This window comes from Bradyrhizobium sp. Rc2d (assembly GCF_900099855.1).
Classification (GTDB): Bacteria; Pseudomonadota; Alphaproteobacteria; order Rhizobiales; family Xanthobacteraceae; genus Bradyrhizobium.
On record NZ_FNCU01000047.1, the window covers coordinates 48499 to 68368 of the forward strand.

Genomic DNA, 19870 nt, shown 5'->3' on the forward strand with positions numbered 1-19870 from the left:
CGGCAGGTTACCGGCGACGTGCAGAAACGGAGTGCTGATGAGCTGTTGCGCGCCCGGCGCCGAACTAGCTCTCGCTGTGTGCGATCCTCACACCGCGAATGAGGAAGTGCTGCTTGCGAGCCGCATCGTCGGCGACGGCGTCCGCCAGACCGACCTCTCGGTGCCGGGCATTCACTGCGGCGGCTGCATCCAGAAAGTCGAAGCCGCGCTCGGCGCCCTTCACGGCGTCGAGAATGCGCGCGTCAATCTCTCCACTAAGCGCGTCGCGGTCCGCTGGCAGGCCGACAAGCCGCCCGCACCGTTCATCGAAACGCTCAACAAGATCGGTTATGACGCACACCTTCACGATGCGGGCGCGGACGAGACCGACGAAACGCTGAAAGAGCTGATCCGCGCACTCGCGGTGGCGGGTTTCGCCGCGAGCAACATCATGCTGCTGTCGGTGTCGATATGGTCTGGCGCCGAACCTTCTATCCGCAACATGTTTCACTGGATCTCCGCGCTGATCGCCTGCCCTGCGCTGATCTATTCGGGACGCGTTTTCTTTTCCTCGGCGTGGCGCGCCGTGCGCCATGGTCAAACCAACATGGACGTTCCGATTTCCATCGGCGTGCTGCTCGCGTTTGGCATGAGCCTTTACGAGACGTTACATCACGAAGCGCACGCCTATTTCGACGCGGCCATCTCGCTGCTGTTCGTCCTGCTGATCGGCCGCACGCTCGATCACATGATGCGCGAGCGCGCACGAACCGCTGTCCGGGGATTGGCCCGCCTGTCCGCGCGCGGCGCGCTCGTGGTCCAGGACGACGGTACACGTGCCTATCTGCCGGTGAACGAGATCCAGCCGGACATGCGCATCCTGCTGACGGCCGGCGAGCGCGTGCCGGTCGATGCCCGCGTCGAAACAGGACAATCGGAGATCGACTGCGCACTGTTGTCCGGCGAGAGCCTGCCGCAACCGGTTTCGCCGGGCGTCATGCTGTCTGCGGGCACGCTGAACCTGACGGGCCCCCTCACCGTCGTCGCGACGGCCGCGGCGAACGACTCCATCCTCGCCGAAATGGTGCGGATGATGGAAGCAGCCGAATCCGGACGTTCGGTGTACCGGCGCATCGCGGATCGCGCCTCCCGTCTCTATGCACCAGCGGTGCATCTCACGGCGCTCCTGACATTCATCGGTTGGATGATCGTGGAAGGCAACCTGCATAGCGCGGCAACCAGCGCCATCTCGGTGCTGATCATCACCTGCCCCTGCGCGCTCGGCCTTGCTGTGCCGATCGTGCAAGTAGTCGCCGCGCGACGCTTGTTCGAGAGCGGCGTGATGGTCAAGGACGGCGGCGCGCTGGAGCGCCTTGCGGAAGTCGACACCGTGATTTTCGACAAGACCGGTACGCTGACCATGGATCGGCTACGGCTCATCAACCGCAAAGCCGTCGATCCCGCGGCGCTGGCGATCGCCGCATCCATCGCAGCCCATTCACGCCATCCCTACTCGCGCGCGCTGGCCGCAGCTGGACGCGACGATGCCATCACGCCGGTGACTTTGAACGATGTTTCAGAGCGGCCGGGCGCTGGGCTGCAAGCCACCGTCGGCACCACGACCTACAGGCTCGGCCGGGCTAACTGGGCGCTGGCGGATGCAGCCGAACAGTCGAGCGCAGGCGGCGTTGTCCTCTCCGAGAACGGGCAACGGCGCGCGGCCTTCTGTTTCGACAGCGATCTTCGCCCGGATGTTCGCAACGCCGTGCACGCCATTTTCAATCAAGGATGCCGCGTCGAGATCATGTCCGGCGATCGCGACGAACCGGTGCGCTATCTCGCATCGGATCTCGGACTTCCCTATCGCGCAGGCGTTTCACCCGCTGACAAAACGAAACACATCGTTGACCTGACGGAAGCGGGACAGCGCGTGCTGATGGTCGGCGACGGCCTCAACGACACGCCGGCCCTTGTCGCCGCCCATGCATCCATGGCTCCGGCCACCGCCGCCGATGTTGGACGCAATGCCGCCGATCTCGTCTTCCTGCACGACAGCCTGCTGGCCGTGCCGCAGGCCATTGCGGTTGCGCGCAATGCGCGACAGCTCGTGCGCCAAAATATCATCCTCTCTATCGGCTACAATGCCATCGCGGTGCCTATCGCGATCCTCGGCCATGTGGTACCGTTGGTGGCGGCGGTGGCGATGTCGGCCTCGTCACTGTTGGTGATCGCCAATGCCCTGCGGCTGCATGGCTTGAGTTCTCGCAAGGAACCACGGGCCGGTGCGCCGGCGTTCTCCAGCGAGGTGCTCGCGGTGGAGAAAGTCCGATGACGGATTACTTCTTCCTGATTCCCGTTGCGCTCGCGCTCGGCGCCATCGCGCTCGGCGCGTTCATGTGGTCGCTGCGAAGCGGCCAATATGACGATCTTACAGGCGCGGCTGAACGAATCCTATTCGAAAACCGCGATGGCCCCGGCGATAGCCCGAGCCCCCGGGGACAAGCCGAGTAATCGCAACTAGTTGTTCAGTCCCAATGTGAGGTGGGTTGGATCGTATCTGAATCGCTTGGTGTTGTTCGCCCAAGCGCTGCGGTTCGCGCCATACTGTATGAGAATCGTCGGGCCCATTACAGAAGGGCATGTACTCATTAAGGGGCTGGCCGGCTGATGTCCGGTTAACCCCAACAGGGGCCCAAGAGCCGACATTCTCCGACGCCGCAGATGACCCAAAAGCTGCCATCATGATCCTCAACCACCTTTGCCCAACTGAGGGGCGTCTAAGGTGGACTGGGCGGTTTAGTCGATGACTTTGCGCTTCGTCCCCGCGCTTCTGCGGAAACGGTTTGCGATTTTTTTGAGGCCTTCGACCACTATCGCGAGGAACATCATCAACCAAGTCGCTAGCGCGGCGCACCACAACAAGACTTCTGCCGTCTCGGGCATTGCAATCCCCCCGCATAGGCTTCCGGAAGTGAACTAGAGACTTACTCCTTGAACGGCTGATTACGAGGAAGATCTAATCTGAGAAAGGCTGAAAACTGAAAGATGTTTCCGTAGCTCCCGCGGATATGCCCTGGCGAAGTTACGCAGGAGCCCCCCGCGGAGCACGAATTGCACTGACGTGAATTTGCCGTGGTACTCGCCAACAGTGCCCTTCACCCTGCGAAACCGCGGATACGGCGAGAACGCGCCACATCGCTAGGCTTCCTGAGTGAAAACTTTGAGCTATTCGCCATATCTGCCGCTCTCAACTACACGGCAAACCTGCCAATCTCGGATTTTCTGCGCCCGACGACGATTTTCGCCCTGCGGCATGACGGCGAACCCCTCACGGCTGAGCATGGCTACCCGCTGCGCCTCGTGGTGCCAAACCTCTATGCGTATAAGAGCGTGAAGTGGGTGCGCGGCATCGAGTTGTTGGATCGCGAATTGCCAGGCTTATGGGAGTTTAACGGATATCACATTTACGGTGACCCGTTCAAAGAGCAACGATCTTCGAGCTGAGGGACGCTGGACGGTCGCCCGGTTGTCGAGGATATTGGCGGATTTGATGTCCTTCTGGACGAGATCGCGGCGGTGGACCTGGGTAAGTGCCGCCGCGAAGCAAGCGGATGAGGCGCCCGCAATGGCCGCGATACTTCTATTCTCGTAATTTGCGAGCTGCCTGCGCCGCCGGTCTATTGAGGCTCGCAGCCAGCCAAGCATCAAGTCTTGGGTAGGACGTGAGGTCCAACTTTAGACGGGCGAGAACGCACAGCACGCACGCAACCATAAAATCGGCTTTGTCCCATGCGCCACCGCCGAAAAACTGAGTTTTGACGAGTTGATCCTCAAGTATCGCGAGTTTCGCGCGCAGGGCTTCTTCTGCCTGAACGGCCAAGGTCTCGTTCCGCTGCTCCGGCGGAAATTAGATCCGATTTCTGAACAGCGTTATCAGCGCCGGTTCTGCCTCGGTGGTCGCAAAGAATGCCCGCTGAAGCATCCGTCCGCGACCTCGCGGCTTCGACGGATATAGGGAGTTCTTGTAGGTCTCGGCGAGATAGAGGTTAATCGCCGCGGTCTCTCACATGACAAAGCCGCCTTCATCAATAGCGGGCACAAGTCCGTTCGGGTTCAGCGCGAGATACCAGGGTTCTTTGCATTGCGCGTTTGGCACGCTGAACTTCAGGAATGAGTTCGTAGGGAATGTTTGCGAGCCAGATGACGCAAATACGCATCGGCAGATCGTCCAGAGCGCGATCCTGTTCGTCTGGATAGCCGCCAACCTGGCGATGAGGGGCTGGGAACCCCTACCCGTTCATTCTTCTCAATCTCGCAGTTTCGTTCTAGGCGGCCTACGCGCCGATCATCATGATGAGCCAGAACCGGCAGCACGATATCGATCGCAGGGCCCGCGGAGAAACGAGGTACCGGATCAATGTGAAGGCGGACCTCGAGATAGAGTTGCTGCTGAGAAGATCGACAAAGTGCGTGAGAAGGCCGTCAGGATGCTGACCGAGCTGCTGGAACAGGCGGCGTCGGGTGCACGCGAGTCCGATGCGGACGGCGAACGGCCATCATAACGCGCGGCTATCGACTTCATGGCGTGACGTCATTTCCCATTCTCCGCGCGTAATCCCATGCTGATGGGCGTGAGCGGGAACTTTCGCCGCCACCGCGACACTCGAAAGAGTTCACAATCAGGAGGCTACAAATGTCAGTCCAGAAGCCGGTTCTAACGCCGCCCCACGGTGGCGAGAAGGTGACCAGGAGCGGAGGCTCGAGCATCGAGATTAAAGTGGAGAGCAGCCAGTCCGGAGGCGAATATGGCGCCGTCCTGTGGACGGTGCGAGCTGGGGAGGAGCCTCCGATGCACACCCACTCGCGCGAGGACGAACTAGTCTACGTGGTTGAGGGGCAGCTAATCGCGCGGGTCGGCGATTCCCGCGTCGCGGTGGGGCCGGGCGCATACGCGGCTCTTCCCCGTGGTGTGCCGCATACGATCGAGGTGGTCGGCGATCAGGCGACCCTGCTGGCCACCTACGTGCCTGGTGGGCTGGAGCGCTTGTTGGTGCCCCGGAAAGGCGAGAAGCCCGATCCGACCGCTTTCGGCCTGACGTTCCCCTAGGAGCGGGGACCACGGCGCGCGGCGTTCGTAACCGCGCGCCCGTACTAGCCCGGCCGCCGGCCGCTCGCGCACGCGCCAGATGATTGATTGCGCGCGCCGGCCAGGTGCGCCTAACGGCCTCCCCGCTTCGGACCAGGCGCGCTTCGGTGCGGTAGTGGTGAGGTACGCCAACGCTTCTCGTCGTCTGCCAGAATCCCGCTCTCGCCAAAGAGCGTACGCGGGGACCGACAAGATCGGGCGCGCCGTCGGCGCCTTGCTCGATCGCCGCAAGGTCGCCACAACCATCACCGACAACGCGATGAGCTTCATGCACGATCATGCCGCCATCGCCGCAGGAACGAAAGCGACGACCTTCTCATCCGGCATGTCACAGGGACGCAAAGAGTCCTCGCCCGACCTCAGCCGGTAAAGGTTGAAGCTGACGACGTCGCCCCCTGCGAGCGCTCGCGCGAACAGGCTGTGCTCGTCGGGGTTCGAGATTCGGGCCCCTTGCCATGGGTATAGAGAGCACCTGTCGCACCCTGCGTTGTACGAGGGTTGTATGGATCTTAGGAAGATTCAGCCAAATCCGTCCTGCGACCAGGACAATAGCTTGAATCTGAAGGGGAAACTTGGCTGGAGCGGGTGAAGGGAATCGAAGCCTCGTATTCAGCTTTTGGGCGCGCCTGGCTCCGGTCAGGTCACTAGTCCGCTTACCCATTACTGCGCGAAGCCATTTTTAAGTCGATCTACGGGCTTGGTGCCGTTCAAATTCCTTATGCCGCTCGTCAAACCAGAGGCGAAATATGGTGTCCTGCATTGACCCGGCCTTGATCGCGAACGCATCGCTTGCAGCCCGATATCGTTCGTGGCGTGTCGAATACTTCTCAAAGATGCCTTTCAATGTATGTTCGGCATCGGGATTCTTTTGCATTGCCCATTATAGACCGAGCATCAGACGACTAGGTAGCTCCTATTGCGCAGAGCGCTTCCATTTGGGAGCGCGGCTAAAATGAAGATCAGCCACGGCTGATTGCGGCTTCGAGGAATATGGCTGGGCGTGAGAGGCACAATCATGGCGAGACTCCGTAGAATAGGGTTCGAAGCCACATTGATTGCCCGCCTCTCGCGAGAGCATTCCGGTCTTGAAATCGAAAATGAGAAAATTCGATCATAGCGCAAGATGACAACGCCGCCTTTTTCAAACAGCCTGAGTCAGCAGCCGACATCTGCCCTGACTCGGTAATGCTGCTAAGGGGCTGACAGGACCCAACAACGCTTTTCGCGGCTGCCAGTATCATGCACAAATTTGGAATACACTGCGTCCGGACTCGGAATATGAGCCTGAACGTCCCGATCGAACATCGGGGCGGCCTTCAGATCGCATCGGCAAGGCCCGTAGGTGCATTTGCGGCGGCGCCATTCTCCGCCGGTTCCGTGTTTTTCCGGCCAGCCGACTTTGGATGTCTCGCGCCTCCTAGCCTCCGCCGGCGAGCAGCGGACCACGGTCGCGCGACAGAGAGTCATAAAAGTGCTTCCCAGTTTAAGGTGCTTCCCAATGTTTCACCGAGCTCTGTCGGCAAACAAGGGCCCAAGTTCGATACTCTTAGAATTGACCGGAAAGATCCGCGTCACCACTCCACGCCAAGGCCGATGGCGCCATTAGTTGACGCGGCCCGCGATGCGAAGTCAGCGATCAGGCGGAGCTTCGAAATCATAGGAGATACGCCCGGCCGGCAGATAAAACAGGGCGATCACTGCGCCACCTCTTACCTCGGGATAGTGGCGGCTGCCAGGATCCGGCGCCGTCCAGCCAGGTCCTTGCCACCCCTGCAGGCCTTTCAACTCCGCGCCCTTGTTGTCTGGAGGCGCAGGTGGGTAAGCTTCGCGGCGGATCGTGGAAGTGAAGATAAGCGCCAAACGAGTCAAGTCCTCTTGCGTAAGTTTCGCCAGCGCTAGCTCGGTACGCTGCCACTTTAAGAGATCGTCGGCGTTAGCCCGGCCGCGCAAGCCAGACGATACGGGTCGCGCCGAACAGACCCGGCTCTAAGGCAAGTCGGCTACGCCTTCTCCAAGACCGTGCCGAACGTCCAAATTGCGTATCCACGAATCCGCGACCTGTATTTCTTCTTTGACGGACGATTCGCCTGGGCCTCAATACCGGGCTGAGGACGGACGAAATATCGCGCGTAACATCGATTAAAAACGCAAGAATTTGCGCCAAATCCTTGCGCGAGATTGATGTGCAGCCCGCCAAGTCCTCCGAAGCTCGCGAGATGTGATGTAAAGGAAAGCGGCATGCAGCAGTCTCCCCAGATCGGCGACAGGATCACGGAAAAATCAGCGCCGCCCGATGACAACACTGTCCGCGACTGGGTCGGGCCTAAGGCGTTCGTGCATTGGGCCGAGCTGCGGAACTGGATCGGAGCATACTACCCCGGTGTTTTCGCGCCGGATTGGCTCTATGGCGGCAAGAAGCGCGGTTGGTCCCTGCGCTATAAGAAGTCCAAGGCATTCTGCACCTTCGTACCTGAATACAGGCGGTTTACCGTCCTGGTGGTCTTAGGGAGAGCAGAGCGAGAGAAGTTTGAGGAGCGGCGTTATGGCTGGCGCTCGCATCTGGTTAAGCTCTACGATCAAGCCAAAACATACCCTGATGGGAAATGGCTGGCAGCTACTATCTCATCCGCAGCTGACCGACATGATGTGACAGAGCTTTTGACCATGAAGCGCCCTCCACCGTCACGCGGTTGAATGTCAACGGACAAATTACCAGATCGGCAACGAGCAGCTGTCTTCACGAAACGCGTTTTGACCGAGCTTGGAATCCGGCGACTCTTAACATTGCAATACGGAGATTCTTGGTGGAGGCGATGCGCTTCATTCGCTGCGGACGACATTCGCTTGCACCGCAGGTCAGCTCGGCGCGCGTCATCGTCTGCAGAACGCCGGCGATAGCACCGTTCGTACGGCGAAGATGGTCATCGATAAATGATCGGCTCCATGAAGCCCGTGGTCCATGTGGCCCTGATGATGGCGTGGACGAGGTCGGCCCCGCCGCGGTGATCGTCCATTGCTCGTAGCCGTGCACGCCGACCGTCGGCGCGGACGGCCTGCTGTTCCTAGACGATCTGCTGTGCGATCCACATCAGTCGCTAATCCAAATTACCTCCCGCGATGAATCGCGGCACCGATCGAGCCTACGGTGTTTGCCGTGCGCCAGCCGACGAGCGACATCTCATCCCGTCCGTTCGAAAGCGAAAGGATCCAGCCATCGCGGGTCAGGCTCTTGTAGCGGATGTTGTCGACGGAGTTTCCTCCGCCTGCTCCAGCTCGGGCCGCAGCGTCTTGGCGCTGTCGACGTAATCATCCCAGTTCTCTTCGTTGGGGAGAACGTCAGCTAGAAGCGCTAGGCCCCTCTTTGAATATGACGTCGCCAGACCACAATTTTCTGGTCGTCCCAGGGGTTACCTCGAGCAATAGACAGCCTTGCTCGTCCAGCCCGCGATGGATGCCATCTTGATAGAGCGACTTGTCGGCCGAAAGGCCGACCCGGACGGTTTCATTCAAACCATAGGCGGCCTGCAGATATCTAGCTCTAACCAACGAAAAGCCGCTCTTCTGCCAGCGCTCGATTTCGTCAGAGAGGCTATGCAAAAGAGGAGCTATCAGCTCATCGCGAGTGACGCTGGGAAATCCGGCATGACGTAAACTTGTCGCTCGATATCTGAGATCGGGTGATGACGGGTGATCCACCACGTTAATACCCGTTCCGATCACCAGCCATTCAGGTCGCCCCTCGATCCATGTTCCACCGCATTCGAGAAGCGATCCCGCGACTTTGAACCCATTCAACAGAACATCATTTGGCCACTTCAACCGCAGCATAGCCTCGTGACCAATCCTCTCTTGCAAGGTACGCAAGACCGCGAGAGCGTTGACGTAAACGAGATCGGTATGCCGCCATCCGGATTGAGGACGCACGATCACCGACCAGAATACATTGCCATCGTAAGCAACCCACCTGCGATCGTGGCGCCCCCGGCCCGCAGTCTGCCTGTGCGCCCAAACAACGGTAAGGTGAGACGCCCCTTCTATCGCCAACTGCTTCGCATCATCGTTCGTGCTTCCCGTCTCGTCCTTTTCGATAATCGTTCCGCGCACCATCATCACGCCTCGTCCGTGTCCCTTCGTGCGTCGGCTCGAGAAGAGAGGCTTGCTCATTTGCCATCGCATCTTTAACGAAGAAGGTCGTCAGACAATAGTTCTTCTTAGGGCCCAGCACGTTGTGCCGGACAATCATTCGTCCATCCGTCAAGAATTCGTAGGTGCTTTCATAGAAGTCTGCGGCACATAGATGAACGGCACGTCCGGATAGCCCGGCGTTCGAGGCCTTCAATTCGACTTCATGAAACAAGCCTTGGCGCGTCTCGGCGAAAAACACGGCGAAGCCGCGCGGTCTGGCCGTATACACATATTTGCGCTCGGCGTCATATTCGCGCCGATCATCAAGACGCAAACGGCCCCGTTCTAAATATGTGAGGCTTCCATCTAGGCCAGCGCTGAAAACGGCAGTCCCCGCCATCACCATCTGGTCGGCGCAACATCTGTGGAGCTGCCAGCTTCCTTCCAGGCGCATAAAAACATCTTCCGGCTTCCCCCAAGGGCCAAAACTTACTTGTGCGTCCGCTGTTTCGAGAGCTTCAGCACAACACGCTAGCTTTTGCGATTGTTGACGGTTCACCAGCACGGTCGGCGAGAGCAGTAAGAACTCGCCACCGGGAGGCTGGAACGGCTTGGGCTGTGTGCTCCGGTTCGACATCGACAGTCTTCCTCCAGCCATCTTCACGATGAGACCCAATCGGCGCTTACACAGCCATGACCCCAAGACGAACCGCCTTTCGCGCCTCGAGATTCAATTGTATAACTCGCGCTGGACCAGCTCAAACGCGCTCCGACTCCTCTCCCCACACTTGGACCGAGTGGCCGGGTGAGACTTCGCGATAAGCGCGTTTCGGCCGCGCGTAATCGAGCAATCGCACCGGACTCTTGATCTCCGTTGCTGCCAGCTTCTTGCCAATATGACTGGCGGCGGTCCGGCACAGGCACCGCCGCCAGAAGCCTTCTGGTATATGGATGCACAGGATTCTCAAAGACCGCGCTCCGCGGACCTATCTCCATGATCTGGCCAAGATACATGACCCCGGTTCGTCCCGGGGCGTGTCGCCCGTCGGCAGCTTGAAATGGGTGTCGGCGGTGGTCCGACCATGACCCGGAATGTGCTTGAGAGATACATAATATCGGTTCGCAGCAGGCCTGACTCACATTCGCACTATCTGACTCCCTACGTTAAGATTGCGGAGTTTTCCCCGAGTTTCGTCAGCTAACCTGGTCCGGGATTGCAAATGGGGATGCGTTTTCCATCTGCCGCCGAGAATTTGGGCTGCGCCACCGCGAGCCAGCAATCTTTTTTGGACGCCATGAAGCGTGGACTCCTGCCGCAGGCAGGCCGACGAGTCCCTTGATAATTGGGTCGAACAGGTCGTTTCTCAGGAGCCGGTTCGCGCTGGCTGCCGCCCAGAACGATCTTTATGAATTCCGCGCTCGATCTCTTATTACTGAAGATGAAGAGACGCCATACCGGTGACGGCAAAGGGCTTTGTAGCCGAGGGCAGCGCGCGGGCTTCAGCGAAGCATTCCAAATGGTCAAGATACTCGATCCGCAGGACGTTCGTTCCAGCTATGAATTCGTTATGCGGCAAGTGAATGACGAGCTTGCCCGTGCTAGGGCTCATTCTGGCCTCACCTGCTTTAGCTCCCATTCGATTAATCAGCGGATGTGGGGCATCTACGGCGACAACCACGCTGGCGCGCTTATCCAATTCAGCACCGAGAGGGCTCGTTCGCACTTCGCGTCGCACTTGTCACCGGTCATATACACAGCCACGAAGCTGCCATCTGCCCTTCGCATCTCCTCACCGAGCAGATGCAGGTGGACGAACTCATGATGGCGGCAGCGTTCTGTGTCAAAAGCATAGATCGGCGCGACGAGCACGAATGGCGTCTCCTTCTTGTCGCGGATACCGAACAATCGACGGAATCACGGATTGTCAAATTTGAGCGGGAAGCAATCGCGCGCGTGATATTGGGGCCAAGGATCAGCGATGCCAATGAACGCGCCATCCGTGACGCTGCCGCCGGTCATTCGCCCGAGGTACCCGTGCTGAAGCGGCGTATCCACCCTGAGCTCGCCTACGAGGATCTTGTGGGTTTCGAGCAGATCCACGACTTCGAGCAGTTTAGGTATTGGTTTGATCGACTAAGTGCTGCTCGACCGACAGGCCGAGATGCTTGACGGCCCTCCTTCGCAGCCGCAGCAGTTCCTCCGAGGATGAGCGTCCTGATTTTCGACCAGAGTGCCAAGCACTCCATGATGTCATGCCGAGCCTGTTTTTCGATGTTCGCCTTTCCGGGTGACGTGACCAGCTGCGCAGAACGGATGATTGGACGTTCAAGACCCCACTGAAGCTCAGTAACTAACGCCAGAAAAAAGGCAAAACGCCCATCGCGGGTGCATCTGATAGATGACGAAATGGCAGCGGGAGGATCTTGGGCGTGCATTCTGAGCGGACCGTCGGATTTGGGGAAGAGGCGACTACCGATCTGACGCGCCCTTTCGAGTCCGCATCCTCCCCGGCCTCGACGAAGAAGCGCCTTACCAGAAAACAGATATTCCAAGGTGTCGATGCGGTGCACGCCGGCACGAATGGCGGCAAGCCCCGGGGCCTGATGCAGGGAGACGCGCTTGGACGCAGCGACCAAGGCAGAACTTTCCACCGCGGGGCGACATTGGAGCAGCGGTTTCCACCATACGAAAGGCCTCAGTCGCCCTTCATGGCGACCACCGAGCATGCGATAGTTCGAAATCTCATCACCCCTAGCAGCTTGCCCATTCCGACGGCTTCGATTATGTATAGACATGTTCGGAAAAGGGTGACCGGAATGACCGACCGCGTACTCGCCTTCGACAAGATCGGACAGGACTTTCCGTCCCCGGGACAGCGGACGAACATCCGTGTGCTCGATGGCATCAGCTTCGAGGTCGATCGCGGAAAGTTCGTCGCGGTTATCGGCCCGAGCGGATGCGGAAAGAGTACGCTGCTGCAGATGGCAGCCGGGCTCCTTATCCCAACCCGCGGTGCGGTACGTCACCGAGGGCGCGTGGTGGCCTCTATCAACACAGAGGTCGGCTTCGTTCCTCAACAAGCTCAGCTATTCCCCTGGAAGACCCTGTCTGAGAACGTCGAGCTTCCCCTCTTGCTGCGGGGCGTTTCGACCGACGAGCGCACTAAGCGTGTCGCGAACGCGGTCAATTCCGTCGGCCTCAAGGGCTTCGAACAGCATTATCCCGGCCAACTTTCTGGCGGCATGCAGAAGCGAGGTTCGATCGCGCGCACGCTTGTATATCGCCCTGATATCATCCTGATGGACGAGCCGTTCGGGGCTCTAGATGCGCAAACCCGCATGGTGATGCAGAGCGATCTGCAGAAGCTGTCCATGGAGGCAGGTGCTACTGTCGTATTCGTCACCCACGACATCACTGAAGCCGTCTTGCTCGCCGACCACGTCGTCGTCCTTAGCCAGCGTCCATCCCGTCTGCTCGCCAATATACCGATCGATCTCCCGCGACCGCGCAATATGTTCGAGCCATTCCGTAATCAAGGCTTCGAGGTTGCTTATGACGCAGTCTGGACTGAGTTCCGCTCCCAGATCGACACCGGGCAAGTTCATTGAGTGAGGGCAAGCCGATGACCGACCTGACGTATTCCTCCTCCACGGATGCCAAGCCTCCTCGCCGAACTCTCCCCGTGAACATCGCCAGAGCGCTTCAGGTGGTGCTCAAACTTCTGCCGGGCGTCATTCTACTTTTGTTCTGGCAATACTCATCCGGACGACTGATCAGAGAAATCTACGTCAGCAAGCCTACAGCGGTCGCGCAACGTCTATACGAACTGTTCGCCTCAGGTGAGATCTATCCGCATCTTTGGATTACCGGCCAGGAGCTCGTGCTTGGTTATGTCATCGGCGTCGCAGGGGGTGTGGTCGGCGGCTACACCCTTGGCAGATCGGCCCGGCTCGCGCGGATTTTCGAACCTTACGTGATGGCGTTTTATGGCGTGCCGAAGATCGCCCTGGCGCCACTCTTCATCATTTGGTTCGGCATCGGGATGGGGTCGAAGGTCGCCCTCGCCTCAATCATGGTTTTCTTTCTGGTCTTTTACAACGTATTCGCCGGTGTGCGCAGCGTCGACCGCGAGCTCGTCAATCTGACCCTGGTGATGGGAGCGAACCAGAGACAACTCACCTACCATGTCTTTCTGCCGGCCGCAGCGCCGTTTGTGATGCTCGGAATGCGGCTCGCAATCCCATACAGTGTCATCGGCGTAATTGTCGGCGAGTTTACCTCGTCTGCTCAGGGACTCGGCCTCTTCATTCATGAGGCATCCTCAACCTACGATCCCGCGGGCGTGTTCGCCGGGATCGTGATCCTCCTTGCATTCGTAACCGTAGCGAACTTTCTCGCGGGTCGCGTTGAACGACGGCTGTTGCGTTGGCGCTCGCTATCAGGAACCGGCCCGGTCGACATCTGAAACGGAGAGCTTTAATGCGCACAATTCTCGGCGTAGCGAAAATCGCCGTCATAGGGGCAATGTTGGCGCTGTCATCACCTCTGGCCAAGGCGCAGCAAGCGGTGCGGATCGGGCTAGGCGCTCCGACTTTGAGCTTCTTACCTATCTGGTCGGCTCGCGCCCTCGATACCTTCAAATCGAACGGATTGACAGCGACGGTCGTTGCCTTGCCCGGCGGAGACGCCTCAGCACTGGCCGCGCTCGATGCGGGGGACATCGAACTTGCAGCTGTGGGGCCAGATGCGATGCTTCGCGCAGCCGCAAAAGGCCAACCATTCGAAATCGTCTACTCGTTGATGTCGAAGGTCACGCTTCAGCTTGTCGTCTCGCCTGCGCTATTGGAACGCACCCGGGTCAAGGCAACCGACCCGTTGGATAAGAAGCTCGCTACCCTGAAAGGCACGCTCGTCGGCGCAACTGCCCTTGCGGGCGCCCAAGAGATCGCGGCCCGCTGGCTCGCGGCCAAAGGCGGTCTTGATCCGAAGAACGACCTGAAGGTAGCCCAGGTCGGCAATCCCACGGCAATTCAGGCGGCGCTCGAGGCGAAGCGGATCGACGCTTTTGTCCTTTCTCCGCCGGAGGGATATCTTGCCGAAAAAGCGGGAACTGGCGTCGTACTGGTGTCTCTTGGCGACGATTTTCCGCTACTTGCAAACCAGCCTTACTTGGTGCTCGTCGCCAAGAAGCCAATCAGCCAGGCGACTGCCGACTTGATCACGAAGACCGCGAAAGCCCTGCAGGAGGGCGGCGCTGCGGCGGTAAGTAGGCCCGACGAGACCGCGAGCGCGATTCAAAAGCAGTTCTTCACCAAAGCGGACCCCCAAGCCATTAAGGCCGCCCTCAAAACGATGAGCAGCGGTGTGGCCGATGGCGGCAAGATCGACGTCCAGAACATGCAGAATGCACTGACTTTCGCGAAGGAGGTGGGTACCAACTTCGGGAAGGAGTTCGACGCGAAGTCCTCGGAAAACGATTTGTGGACTAACCAGTACGTCGATGCGGCCAAAGCGAAATGATCGGTTTCGCCGATAGTCTCGCAGCGACCCGGCTAACAGGCAACGGAATGACTAGCCCTTCGGGGTAAATCTGGCCACTAGGTCGTACAATTGCGCTGGATGGGTAAATCGTACCGCCGTGATCGGCTGGCCGTTGCGCCACGTCCATCGCTCAATTACCAAGCATGCCGTGCCGACCTCGATCGCAAGTTCGGCGGCTACGGAGGCATCGGCATTGAATGCCGATATTCGGTGCTCGGCTTCCGTCCACGGCACGTGGTCGACCAACCAGGTGCTTGGCGGCACGATGGAGAAGTCCTGCCGAGAAGCATCAGGTACCGCCTTCAAGTTCAGCAGACGATCCTCCAGTGCAAATGGCTGCTCCGCGGCATCGTGACGACAGCGTACCGCCAGAATTGTTTCGCGAAGGTGAACATCGAGGCGTCCCCTATCTTCACGGGTTGCGCCTCGCTGCTGCCTGTCTAGCAACTCATAGCCGTACCGCTCGCCGCGACTTTCAACCTCAGTCTTGAGATCTGGGATTTGCAGTACCGCCGAATGGACTTTCGGGCGTGCGACAAAGCTGCCAGCCCGGCGGCGCCGCTCTACAAGGCCAGACGCTGCCAGGGCCGAAAGTACCTTGTTCGCCGTCATGCGGGCGCACGAATATGTTTCCATGATCTCATGCTCGAACGGCAGTCGGTAGCCTGGCGGCCACTCGCCCGAAAGAATGCGGCCCTCGATGTCGCCTCGGATGCGTTGATGGAGAGTTGTCCCCGCCCCGCCTCCCCGTTTTGCTACCGTGCTCATTCTAAGAAAAGGTCTCCAAGTCAGCGGTCAGGCGCTACAGGCCTAGAAATCGATCCATATGTATAGACAAATTCACGAGCGGGCGCCGATTATGCTAAGTGTCGGTCCGACGGACCTGTACCAACAACGTCGATCCGGATGAACCCCCTGACGTAATGGAGATAGTTTGCGCCACCGAATATCGGATGACTGCCTGGAAGAACGGGGGCGGCTCGACGACAGAGATCGCAATTTCCCCATCGACTGCGTCGCTGGACGCGTTTGACTGGCGCATCAGCATGGCGCGGGTGGCTTCCGACGGGCCTTTCTCCGAGTTTCCTGGCATTCAGCGCACTCTCGCTGTCCTCGAGGGAGGCGGACTATCCCTGACGATAGGGGATTCCACGCCAATCGTGCTCGACAGCAATGCCGACCCCGTCACATTTGCTGGCGATAGGCCGGCATCCGCTCGCCTGCATGCCGGCGAAATCAAGGATCTCAAGGTGATGACGCTGCGGAGCGCGTTCCAGCATCGGCTTCTGCGGATCAGGCAGCCGACGGTTTGCGATTTTTCCGGATACGATGTCGCGGTAGTTGCCGCGTCATTCGCTGACGTCAGTCTTCACTCGCCCGGTGCGAAAGCAACGCTGGCGCGCAGAGACGCCGCAATTTCGATGCGGGAACGAGATGGCAACTGCACGCCCGCCCCGGCGACCGACGCCGGATGCCATCTTGCGCTGCTCGACGAATGCCGCGGTTAGCACGGACGAGCATAACCTGCCGAGCGCGCCTCGGCGTCCCAGCGTAGCATAAGGTCGTAGTCTCTAGTTTCGACGGGAGCGAAGCAGTCAAGTGACAATAGATCCCTCACGCGAGCGCATTCGGACGACGTTCCCAAGGTCGTGAGCGTCGCCTGCAGCCTCCCAATGACCTCGTCGGGACAACTGGGCGCGGCCGCTAAAAATGGAATGGGCGACGGTTCGGTGGTCGCAATGATCCGGACCTGAGAGGTAAGTTCCGGTTCGTGGCGGATCATCAAGTCAAGGGCGTAGCTGTCGAGCGGGCCGACGTCGATATCGCCGGCAACGATCGCGTCAAGGATCCGCCGGGGAGTCGTCAGTGGACCGACACTTTCGCGATAGAGCTGGCCCTTACGCTGCCTGTAATACGGCAGCAGGTGATGGCGCAGCGCATTGTAGCCAGAATGCGAATCCTCGACGGTGTAGCCTAGCTTACCGCCGAATGTGTCCTCGATGGCGCGAAATTCCGAGTCCGAGCGCACCAAGAGCCGGGTGGCATAAAATGGCCGTCCAGGAAGCGGAGAGTTCGTCGGAATGGGCGCGGCCACCGGTTTGAGACGATTTGCCGCCAACATGAACGGGAATCCGCAGATGAAGGCGCAGCCGAGGTCCTGCCGCGACCACAGGTCCGCCAGAGGAAGCGGAAATGAGTGATCGATAGTATCGAGATCGACACCGCTTTGGCGAGCGAGCCAGCTGAACAATTCCTTCCAAGCGGTCGCTACTTGCGAGCTAACCGAATACATTCGCGCGTTAGCAGCATAGCGCATGTCAAGGCAAGCGTTTAGGCAAAGCGCAAGCGCTGCCCCACTCCGATACGTTCGGCCTTTTCCAGCATCGCGTGACCTAACGCAATATCGGACAGCGATAGACCGCGATGCCAAAGGAGATTGGTTTCCTCGTCGCTCTCGCGGCCGGGCTTGAGACCGGCGACAATCTGGCCTAGCTCGGCATGCAGCGTCGTTTCGGAAAGCTTACCCGCCTCCACGTGAGCACGAAGACTGCCAAACTTTCCGCCTTTGCACTGCCCCCAATCATCGACGACCAGCTTCGTCATGATATCGGTCAGCGACAGTTCGATCGCACTCATCGTCCCGTATGGCACGACAAAAGCGCCCTTCTTGATCCATTCGGTCTTCAGCATCGGCGTCGGCTTGTCGAGACGGGATGCCTCGACCACTATGTCGGCCCCCTCAAGACACGATCTCCAGTCGGCTGTTGCCAAGACCTTTTTACCCAGATCCTGACTGAGCCGATCCGCAAACCTGTTTCGGCTCTCCTCTCTTCGCGAATGGACGCGGATCTCATCGAAGTTGAACAGATGATCCAGCAGTCGGACATTCCAATAGGCGGTCCCTCGCGCGCCGATGTGGCCAAGGATCTTGGAGTTTTTGCGCGCCAAATACTTTGCGCCGATCGCCGTCACCGCTCCGGTTCGCATGTCGGTAATGCCGCTTGCATCCATGATCGCCTTCGGAGCGCCAGTCCGGGGGTCAAATAACGCTAGGACCCCGAGCTCCGAATGTAGACCGAGCTTGTAGTTATCTACGAAGTCGCCGACGATTTTGACCCCAGCTCGGTCGATCGGCGCCTTTATTGCTCCTCGCAAAACGTTGAAATGCCCGTTCGCGACTCCGGGCTCAAGATGCATCCGCGGCTCGATAACCGTGTCACCTCTTCCTTGCGCGGCTAAACTGGTTTCGATGGCCCCTAGTATCTCCTCGTCGGTGATCTTGAGCTCGTCGATATCGAGGCGATTCAGGTACGAGATGTAAATTGGCGGCATGACGCGGATCCCTCACCAAATATGTCTATACATTATCGGAAGGGGGTCGGAAGTCAACGCGGCCGCTCCACCTCGCTCGCCGGCGGCGTTGTGCAGCGCGTTATCAGGCGACTTCCGTCAGCTGCCCTGCCGCGACGACGACCAACTGGTTCGATTACGGGACTACGACGGCCATTACTGCTCGAAGTCCCAAGTCGGCACGCTGAAGTGAGTTCGGATCAGCCTGGCAAGCGCGGCGTGTGCCTCTGCACTTCCAGTCATGAGGCTCAGCAAGCTCTTGCCGTAGTCGATCTTGTCGACGCTAAAGAGAGCCAAGGCACCTTTGAGCGCGGTGTCGCATTCATCGTCGTCCTTTACGGACCCGGTGTATTTCAAGTGATCTAGGACAATCCAAAGCCATGCGCTCGCCATTATCCAAAATCCGGTTTGCAGCCAAGTGTCCGGCCGCTGGACTCAGCGATCGCGCTGTCATTGTGGCACCGTGTCCTGTCACGCTTCCTCTTTTGGGGCTGGATCAGTCTGACGATGATCCTCATCACTGGTATCACCATGGTATTCCTGGAGTTCGGTGGCTTCGCTAACATTCCGAACATTCATCGCGCGAATATGGTGATCGGGATCCCTGCAATTGCGCTCTACGGCTACCTCCATTTCGCACCGTGGCAACGCTTTCGCCGCGCGCTGTCGAGCAATGATGCGATGACCCCGGAGGGAAGCATCAGGCAAATCCGAACCCTCATGGCGGTGATCCTGGCTCTTGGCCTAGTCGCCTCGGTCGTTTCCGCGGGGGCCCGCTATTACGGATAGGCGTGCGGACGGGGAAGCGTGTTCCCTCACGATCCGTCGGAGATCCTCATCAGCGCCTGAGTGTCCGAAAAGAGTCAGAAGCGGTCCTTGCAGGAAGGCGCGTGACAAGTCAGCTACGGGCCATGTGTGGAGGGCTCCGGGTTGGCAAGGAGAATCTTCACTTTGCGGCGTTGGTCGGAGCGGCCATGTGTTCGGCCTGTTTGCGCGGTTCACGTGACCGCTGGCCATAATGCCCTCCGCGGATCAGGTCCCGATCAAAAGCACGCATTCGGAGATGCCGTGGCCCGTGTGGGTTGTCCTGATCGCCGGATCGACCGGCGCTGCATTAAGTGCTGTTCGCCCTTCCAACCGTTACGTCACACCGGCATATCCGGCGTAATCTCGTTTACGCCATGAGAGCGGCGGGTTCCTTGTAGCGTTCGTTCCTCGCCATCATCGCCCAGGCTATCCTGGCGAGTTTGTTGGCGAGCGCGATGGCAGCGACCTTAGTTGCTCGCCGCGCCAGCAATGCGGAGAGCCAGGGCCGACGCCCCGTTCCATGGATCTTGGCATAGCGGATCACGGCGAGTGCGCCGGCCGTGTACAGGCTGCGCAAATAGCGATCGCCCTGCTTGCTGATACTGCCAAGTTTGTCCTTGCCTCCGCTCGAGTTCTGCTTCGGCACGAGCCCAACCCAGGCCGAGAAGTCTCGACCCGATCGGAACGCCTTGGCATCAGCAACGCTCGCGACCAGCGCCGTTGCCAGCGCCGGACCGACACCAGGGATCGGGTCCAGTCGCTTGCTCGTCGCGCTCGATCGATGCCAGGCGACAATGCGCCTGTCGAACTCCAGGATTTGCACCTTCAGCGCCCGCAATTGACTGCCGAGAGCAGCAAGACATGCGCGGGCCACCTCCGGGAGCCGGCGGTCAGCTGTATCGGCGACGACTTCCAGCAAC

At 59.3% G+C, this 19870-nt stretch carries 20 protein-coding genes and 3 pseudogenes; 13 read left to right on the forward strand and 10 right to left on the reverse strand.

What is annotated here, in order from left to right; translation table 11 throughout:
• Positions 1-37: 37 nt before the first annotated feature.
• The 3 genes from BLV07_RS36655 (at position 38) to BLV07_RS36665 (ending at position 3483) form a co-directional block, all read left to right on the forward strand.
• Entirely contained in the window at positions 38-2311 is a 2274-nt protein-coding gene (locus tag BLV07_RS36655) for a cation-translocating P-type ATPase (RefSeq protein ID WP_091895754.1), read from the forward strand.
• Positions 2308-2490, forward strand: coding sequence for a cbb3-type cytochrome oxidase assembly protein CcoS (ccoS, locus tag BLV07_RS36660; RefSeq protein ID WP_091895672.1), 183 nt, complete (start codon positions 2308-2310; stop codon positions 2488-2490). Before BLV07_RS36655 ends, ccoS begins: the two co-directional genes overlap by 4 nt.
• A 621-nt stretch (positions 2491-3111) precedes the next feature.
• Positions 3112-3483, forward strand: coding sequence for a molybdopterin-dependent oxidoreductase (locus tag BLV07_RS36665; RefSeq protein WP_244551326.1), 372 nt, complete (start codon positions 3112-3114; stop codon positions 3481-3483).
• A gap of 136 nt (positions 3484-3619) precedes the next feature.
• Here BLV07_RS36665 and BLV07_RS36670 read toward each other — a convergent pair.
• Positions 3620-3871 (reverse strand): annotated as a pseudogene (locus BLV07_RS36670) (glutathione S-transferase family protein); the annotation flags it as partial.
• Positions 3872-4332: 461 nt separating this feature from the next.
• Between BLV07_RS36670 and BLV07_RS49200 the strand changes: the two are divergent.
• The 3 genes from BLV07_RS49200 to BLV07_RS47995 all read left to right on the forward strand — a co-directional run bounded on the left by BLV07_RS49200 (position 4333) and on the right by BLV07_RS47995 (position 5495).
• Positions 4333-4473, forward strand: a complete 141-nt coding sequence (locus BLV07_RS49200) for a DUF1003 domain-containing protein (protein ID WP_244551330.1) — start codon at positions 4333-4335, stop codon at positions 4471-4473.
• Positions 4474-4672: 199 nt separating this feature from the next.
• Positions 4673-5086 (forward strand): cupin domain-containing protein, encoded by a 414-nt coding sequence (locus BLV07_RS36680; RefSeq protein ID WP_091895678.1) that lies wholly within the window; start codon positions 4673-4675, stop codon positions 5084-5086.
• Positions 5087-5339: 253 nt separating this feature from the next.
• Positions 5340-5495 carry a hypothetical protein gene (locus BLV07_RS47995; protein WP_176945999.1) on the forward strand — a complete coding sequence of 52 codons (156 nt, stop codon included), beginning with the start codon at positions 5340-5342 and terminating at the stop codon, positions 5493-5495.
• Between the two features lie 1259 nt (positions 5496-6754).
• On the opposite strand, the pseudogene BLV07_RS36685 reads toward BLV07_RS47995, so the two are convergent.
• A pseudogene (locus BLV07_RS36685) lies at positions 6755-6931 on the reverse strand (4-hydroxylaminobenzoate lyase); the annotation flags it as partial.
• A gap of 432 nt (positions 6932-7363) precedes the next feature.
• Between BLV07_RS36685 and BLV07_RS36690 the strand changes: the two are divergent.
• Complete coding sequence (locus BLV07_RS36690; protein WP_091895680.1) at positions 7364-7819, forward strand: DUF3788 domain-containing protein; 456 nt, start codon at positions 7364-7366, stop codon at positions 7817-7819.
• 642 nt (positions 7820-8461) lie between these two features.
• On the opposite strand, the gene BLV07_RS36695 is transcribed toward BLV07_RS36690, so the two are convergent.
• The 3 genes and pseudogenes from BLV07_RS36695 to BLV07_RS48400 form a co-directional block, all read right to left on the reverse strand.
• A complete protein-coding gene (locus BLV07_RS36695; protein WP_244551332.1) occupies positions 8462-9235 on the reverse strand; it encodes a biotin--[acetyl-CoA-carboxylase] ligase in 774 nt (257 codons plus the stop codon).
• Complete coding sequence (locus tag BLV07_RS48000) at positions 9180-9887, reverse strand: DUF6314 family protein (RefSeq protein ID WP_176946001.1); 708 nt, start codon at positions 9885-9887, stop codon at positions 9180-9182. Before BLV07_RS48000 ends, BLV07_RS36695 begins: the two co-directional genes overlap by 56 nt.
• A gap of 121 nt (positions 9888-10008) precedes the next feature.
• Positions 10009-10276 (reverse strand): annotated as a pseudogene (locus BLV07_RS48400) (ABC transporter ATP-binding protein); the annotation flags it as partial.
• Positions 10277-11057: 781 nt separating this feature from the next.
• Between BLV07_RS48400 and BLV07_RS46850 the strand changes: the two are divergent.
• From BLV07_RS46850 to BLV07_RS36730, 4 genes are all read left to right on the forward strand, one after another.
• The gene (locus BLV07_RS46850; protein WP_143035605.1) at positions 11058-11420 is read left to right on the forward strand and encodes a hypothetical protein; all 363 of its coding nucleotides are present in this window, start codon (positions 11058-11060) and stop codon (positions 11418-11420) included.
• A gap of 647 nt (positions 11421-12067) precedes the next feature.
• The gene (locus tag BLV07_RS36720; protein ID WP_176946002.1) at positions 12068-12859 is read left to right on the forward strand and encodes an ABC transporter ATP-binding protein; all 792 of its coding nucleotides are present in this window, start codon (positions 12068-12070) and stop codon (positions 12857-12859) included.
• 14 nt (positions 12860-12873) lie between these two features.
• Entirely contained in the window at positions 12874-13716 is an 843-nt protein-coding gene (locus BLV07_RS36725; RefSeq protein WP_143035607.1) for an ABC transporter permease, read from the forward strand.
• A 14-nt stretch (positions 13717-13730) separates the two neighbouring features.
• The gene (locus BLV07_RS36730) at positions 13731-14771 is read left to right on the forward strand and encodes an ABC transporter substrate-binding protein (protein ID WP_091895707.1); all 1041 of its coding nucleotides are present in this window, start codon (positions 13731-13733) and stop codon (positions 14769-14771) included.
• Between the two features lie 51 nt (positions 14772-14822).
• On the opposite strand, the gene hutC is transcribed toward BLV07_RS36730, so the two are convergent.
• Positions 14823-15560, reverse strand: coding sequence for a histidine utilization transcriptional repressor HutC (gene hutC, locus BLV07_RS36735; protein WP_091895710.1), 738 nt, complete (start codon positions 15558-15560; stop codon positions 14823-14825).
• A 185-nt stretch (positions 15561-15745) separates the two neighbouring features.
• On the opposite strand from hutC, the gene BLV07_RS36740 reads away from it, so the two are divergent.
• Positions 15746-16300, forward strand: coding sequence for a HutD/Ves family protein (locus BLV07_RS36740; protein WP_176946003.1), 555 nt, complete (start codon positions 15746-15748; stop codon positions 16298-16300).
• Here the strand turns inward: BLV07_RS36740 and BLV07_RS36745 are convergent.
• From BLV07_RS36745 to BLV07_RS36755, 3 genes are all read right to left on the reverse strand, one after another.
• On the reverse strand, positions 16297-17109 hold the full coding sequence (locus BLV07_RS36745) for a phosphate/phosphite/phosphonate ABC transporter substrate-binding protein (protein ID WP_091895716.1): 813 nt from the start codon (positions 17107-17109) through the stop codon (positions 16297-16299). The genes BLV07_RS36740 and BLV07_RS36745 overlap by 4 nt on opposite strands.
• 14 nt (positions 17110-17123) lie before the next feature.
• Positions 17124-18125, reverse strand: coding sequence for an ornithine cyclodeaminase family protein (locus BLV07_RS36750; RefSeq protein ID WP_091895719.1), 1002 nt, complete (start codon positions 18123-18125; stop codon positions 17124-17126).
• Between the two features lie 174 nt (positions 18126-18299).
• Positions 18300-18536: a hypothetical protein gene (locus BLV07_RS36755; protein WP_091895722.1), complete on the reverse strand. Its 237-nt coding sequence runs from the start codon at positions 18534-18536 to the stop codon at positions 18300-18302.
• A gap of 60 nt (positions 18537-18596) precedes the next feature.
• Here BLV07_RS36755 and BLV07_RS36760 point away from each other — a divergent pair, with 60 nt between their 5' ends.
• Positions 18597-18932 carry a CopD family protein gene (locus BLV07_RS36760; protein ID WP_283806570.1) on the forward strand — a complete coding sequence of 112 codons (336 nt, stop codon included), beginning with the start codon at positions 18597-18599 and terminating at the stop codon, positions 18930-18932.
• A gap of 385 nt (positions 18933-19317) precedes the next feature.
• On the opposite strand, the gene BLV07_RS36765 is transcribed toward BLV07_RS36760, so the two are convergent.
• Positions 19318-19870: IS110 family RNA-guided transposase (locus BLV07_RS36765; RefSeq protein ID WP_176946005.1), on the reverse strand; the 553-nt coding region annotated here is incomplete at its 5' end.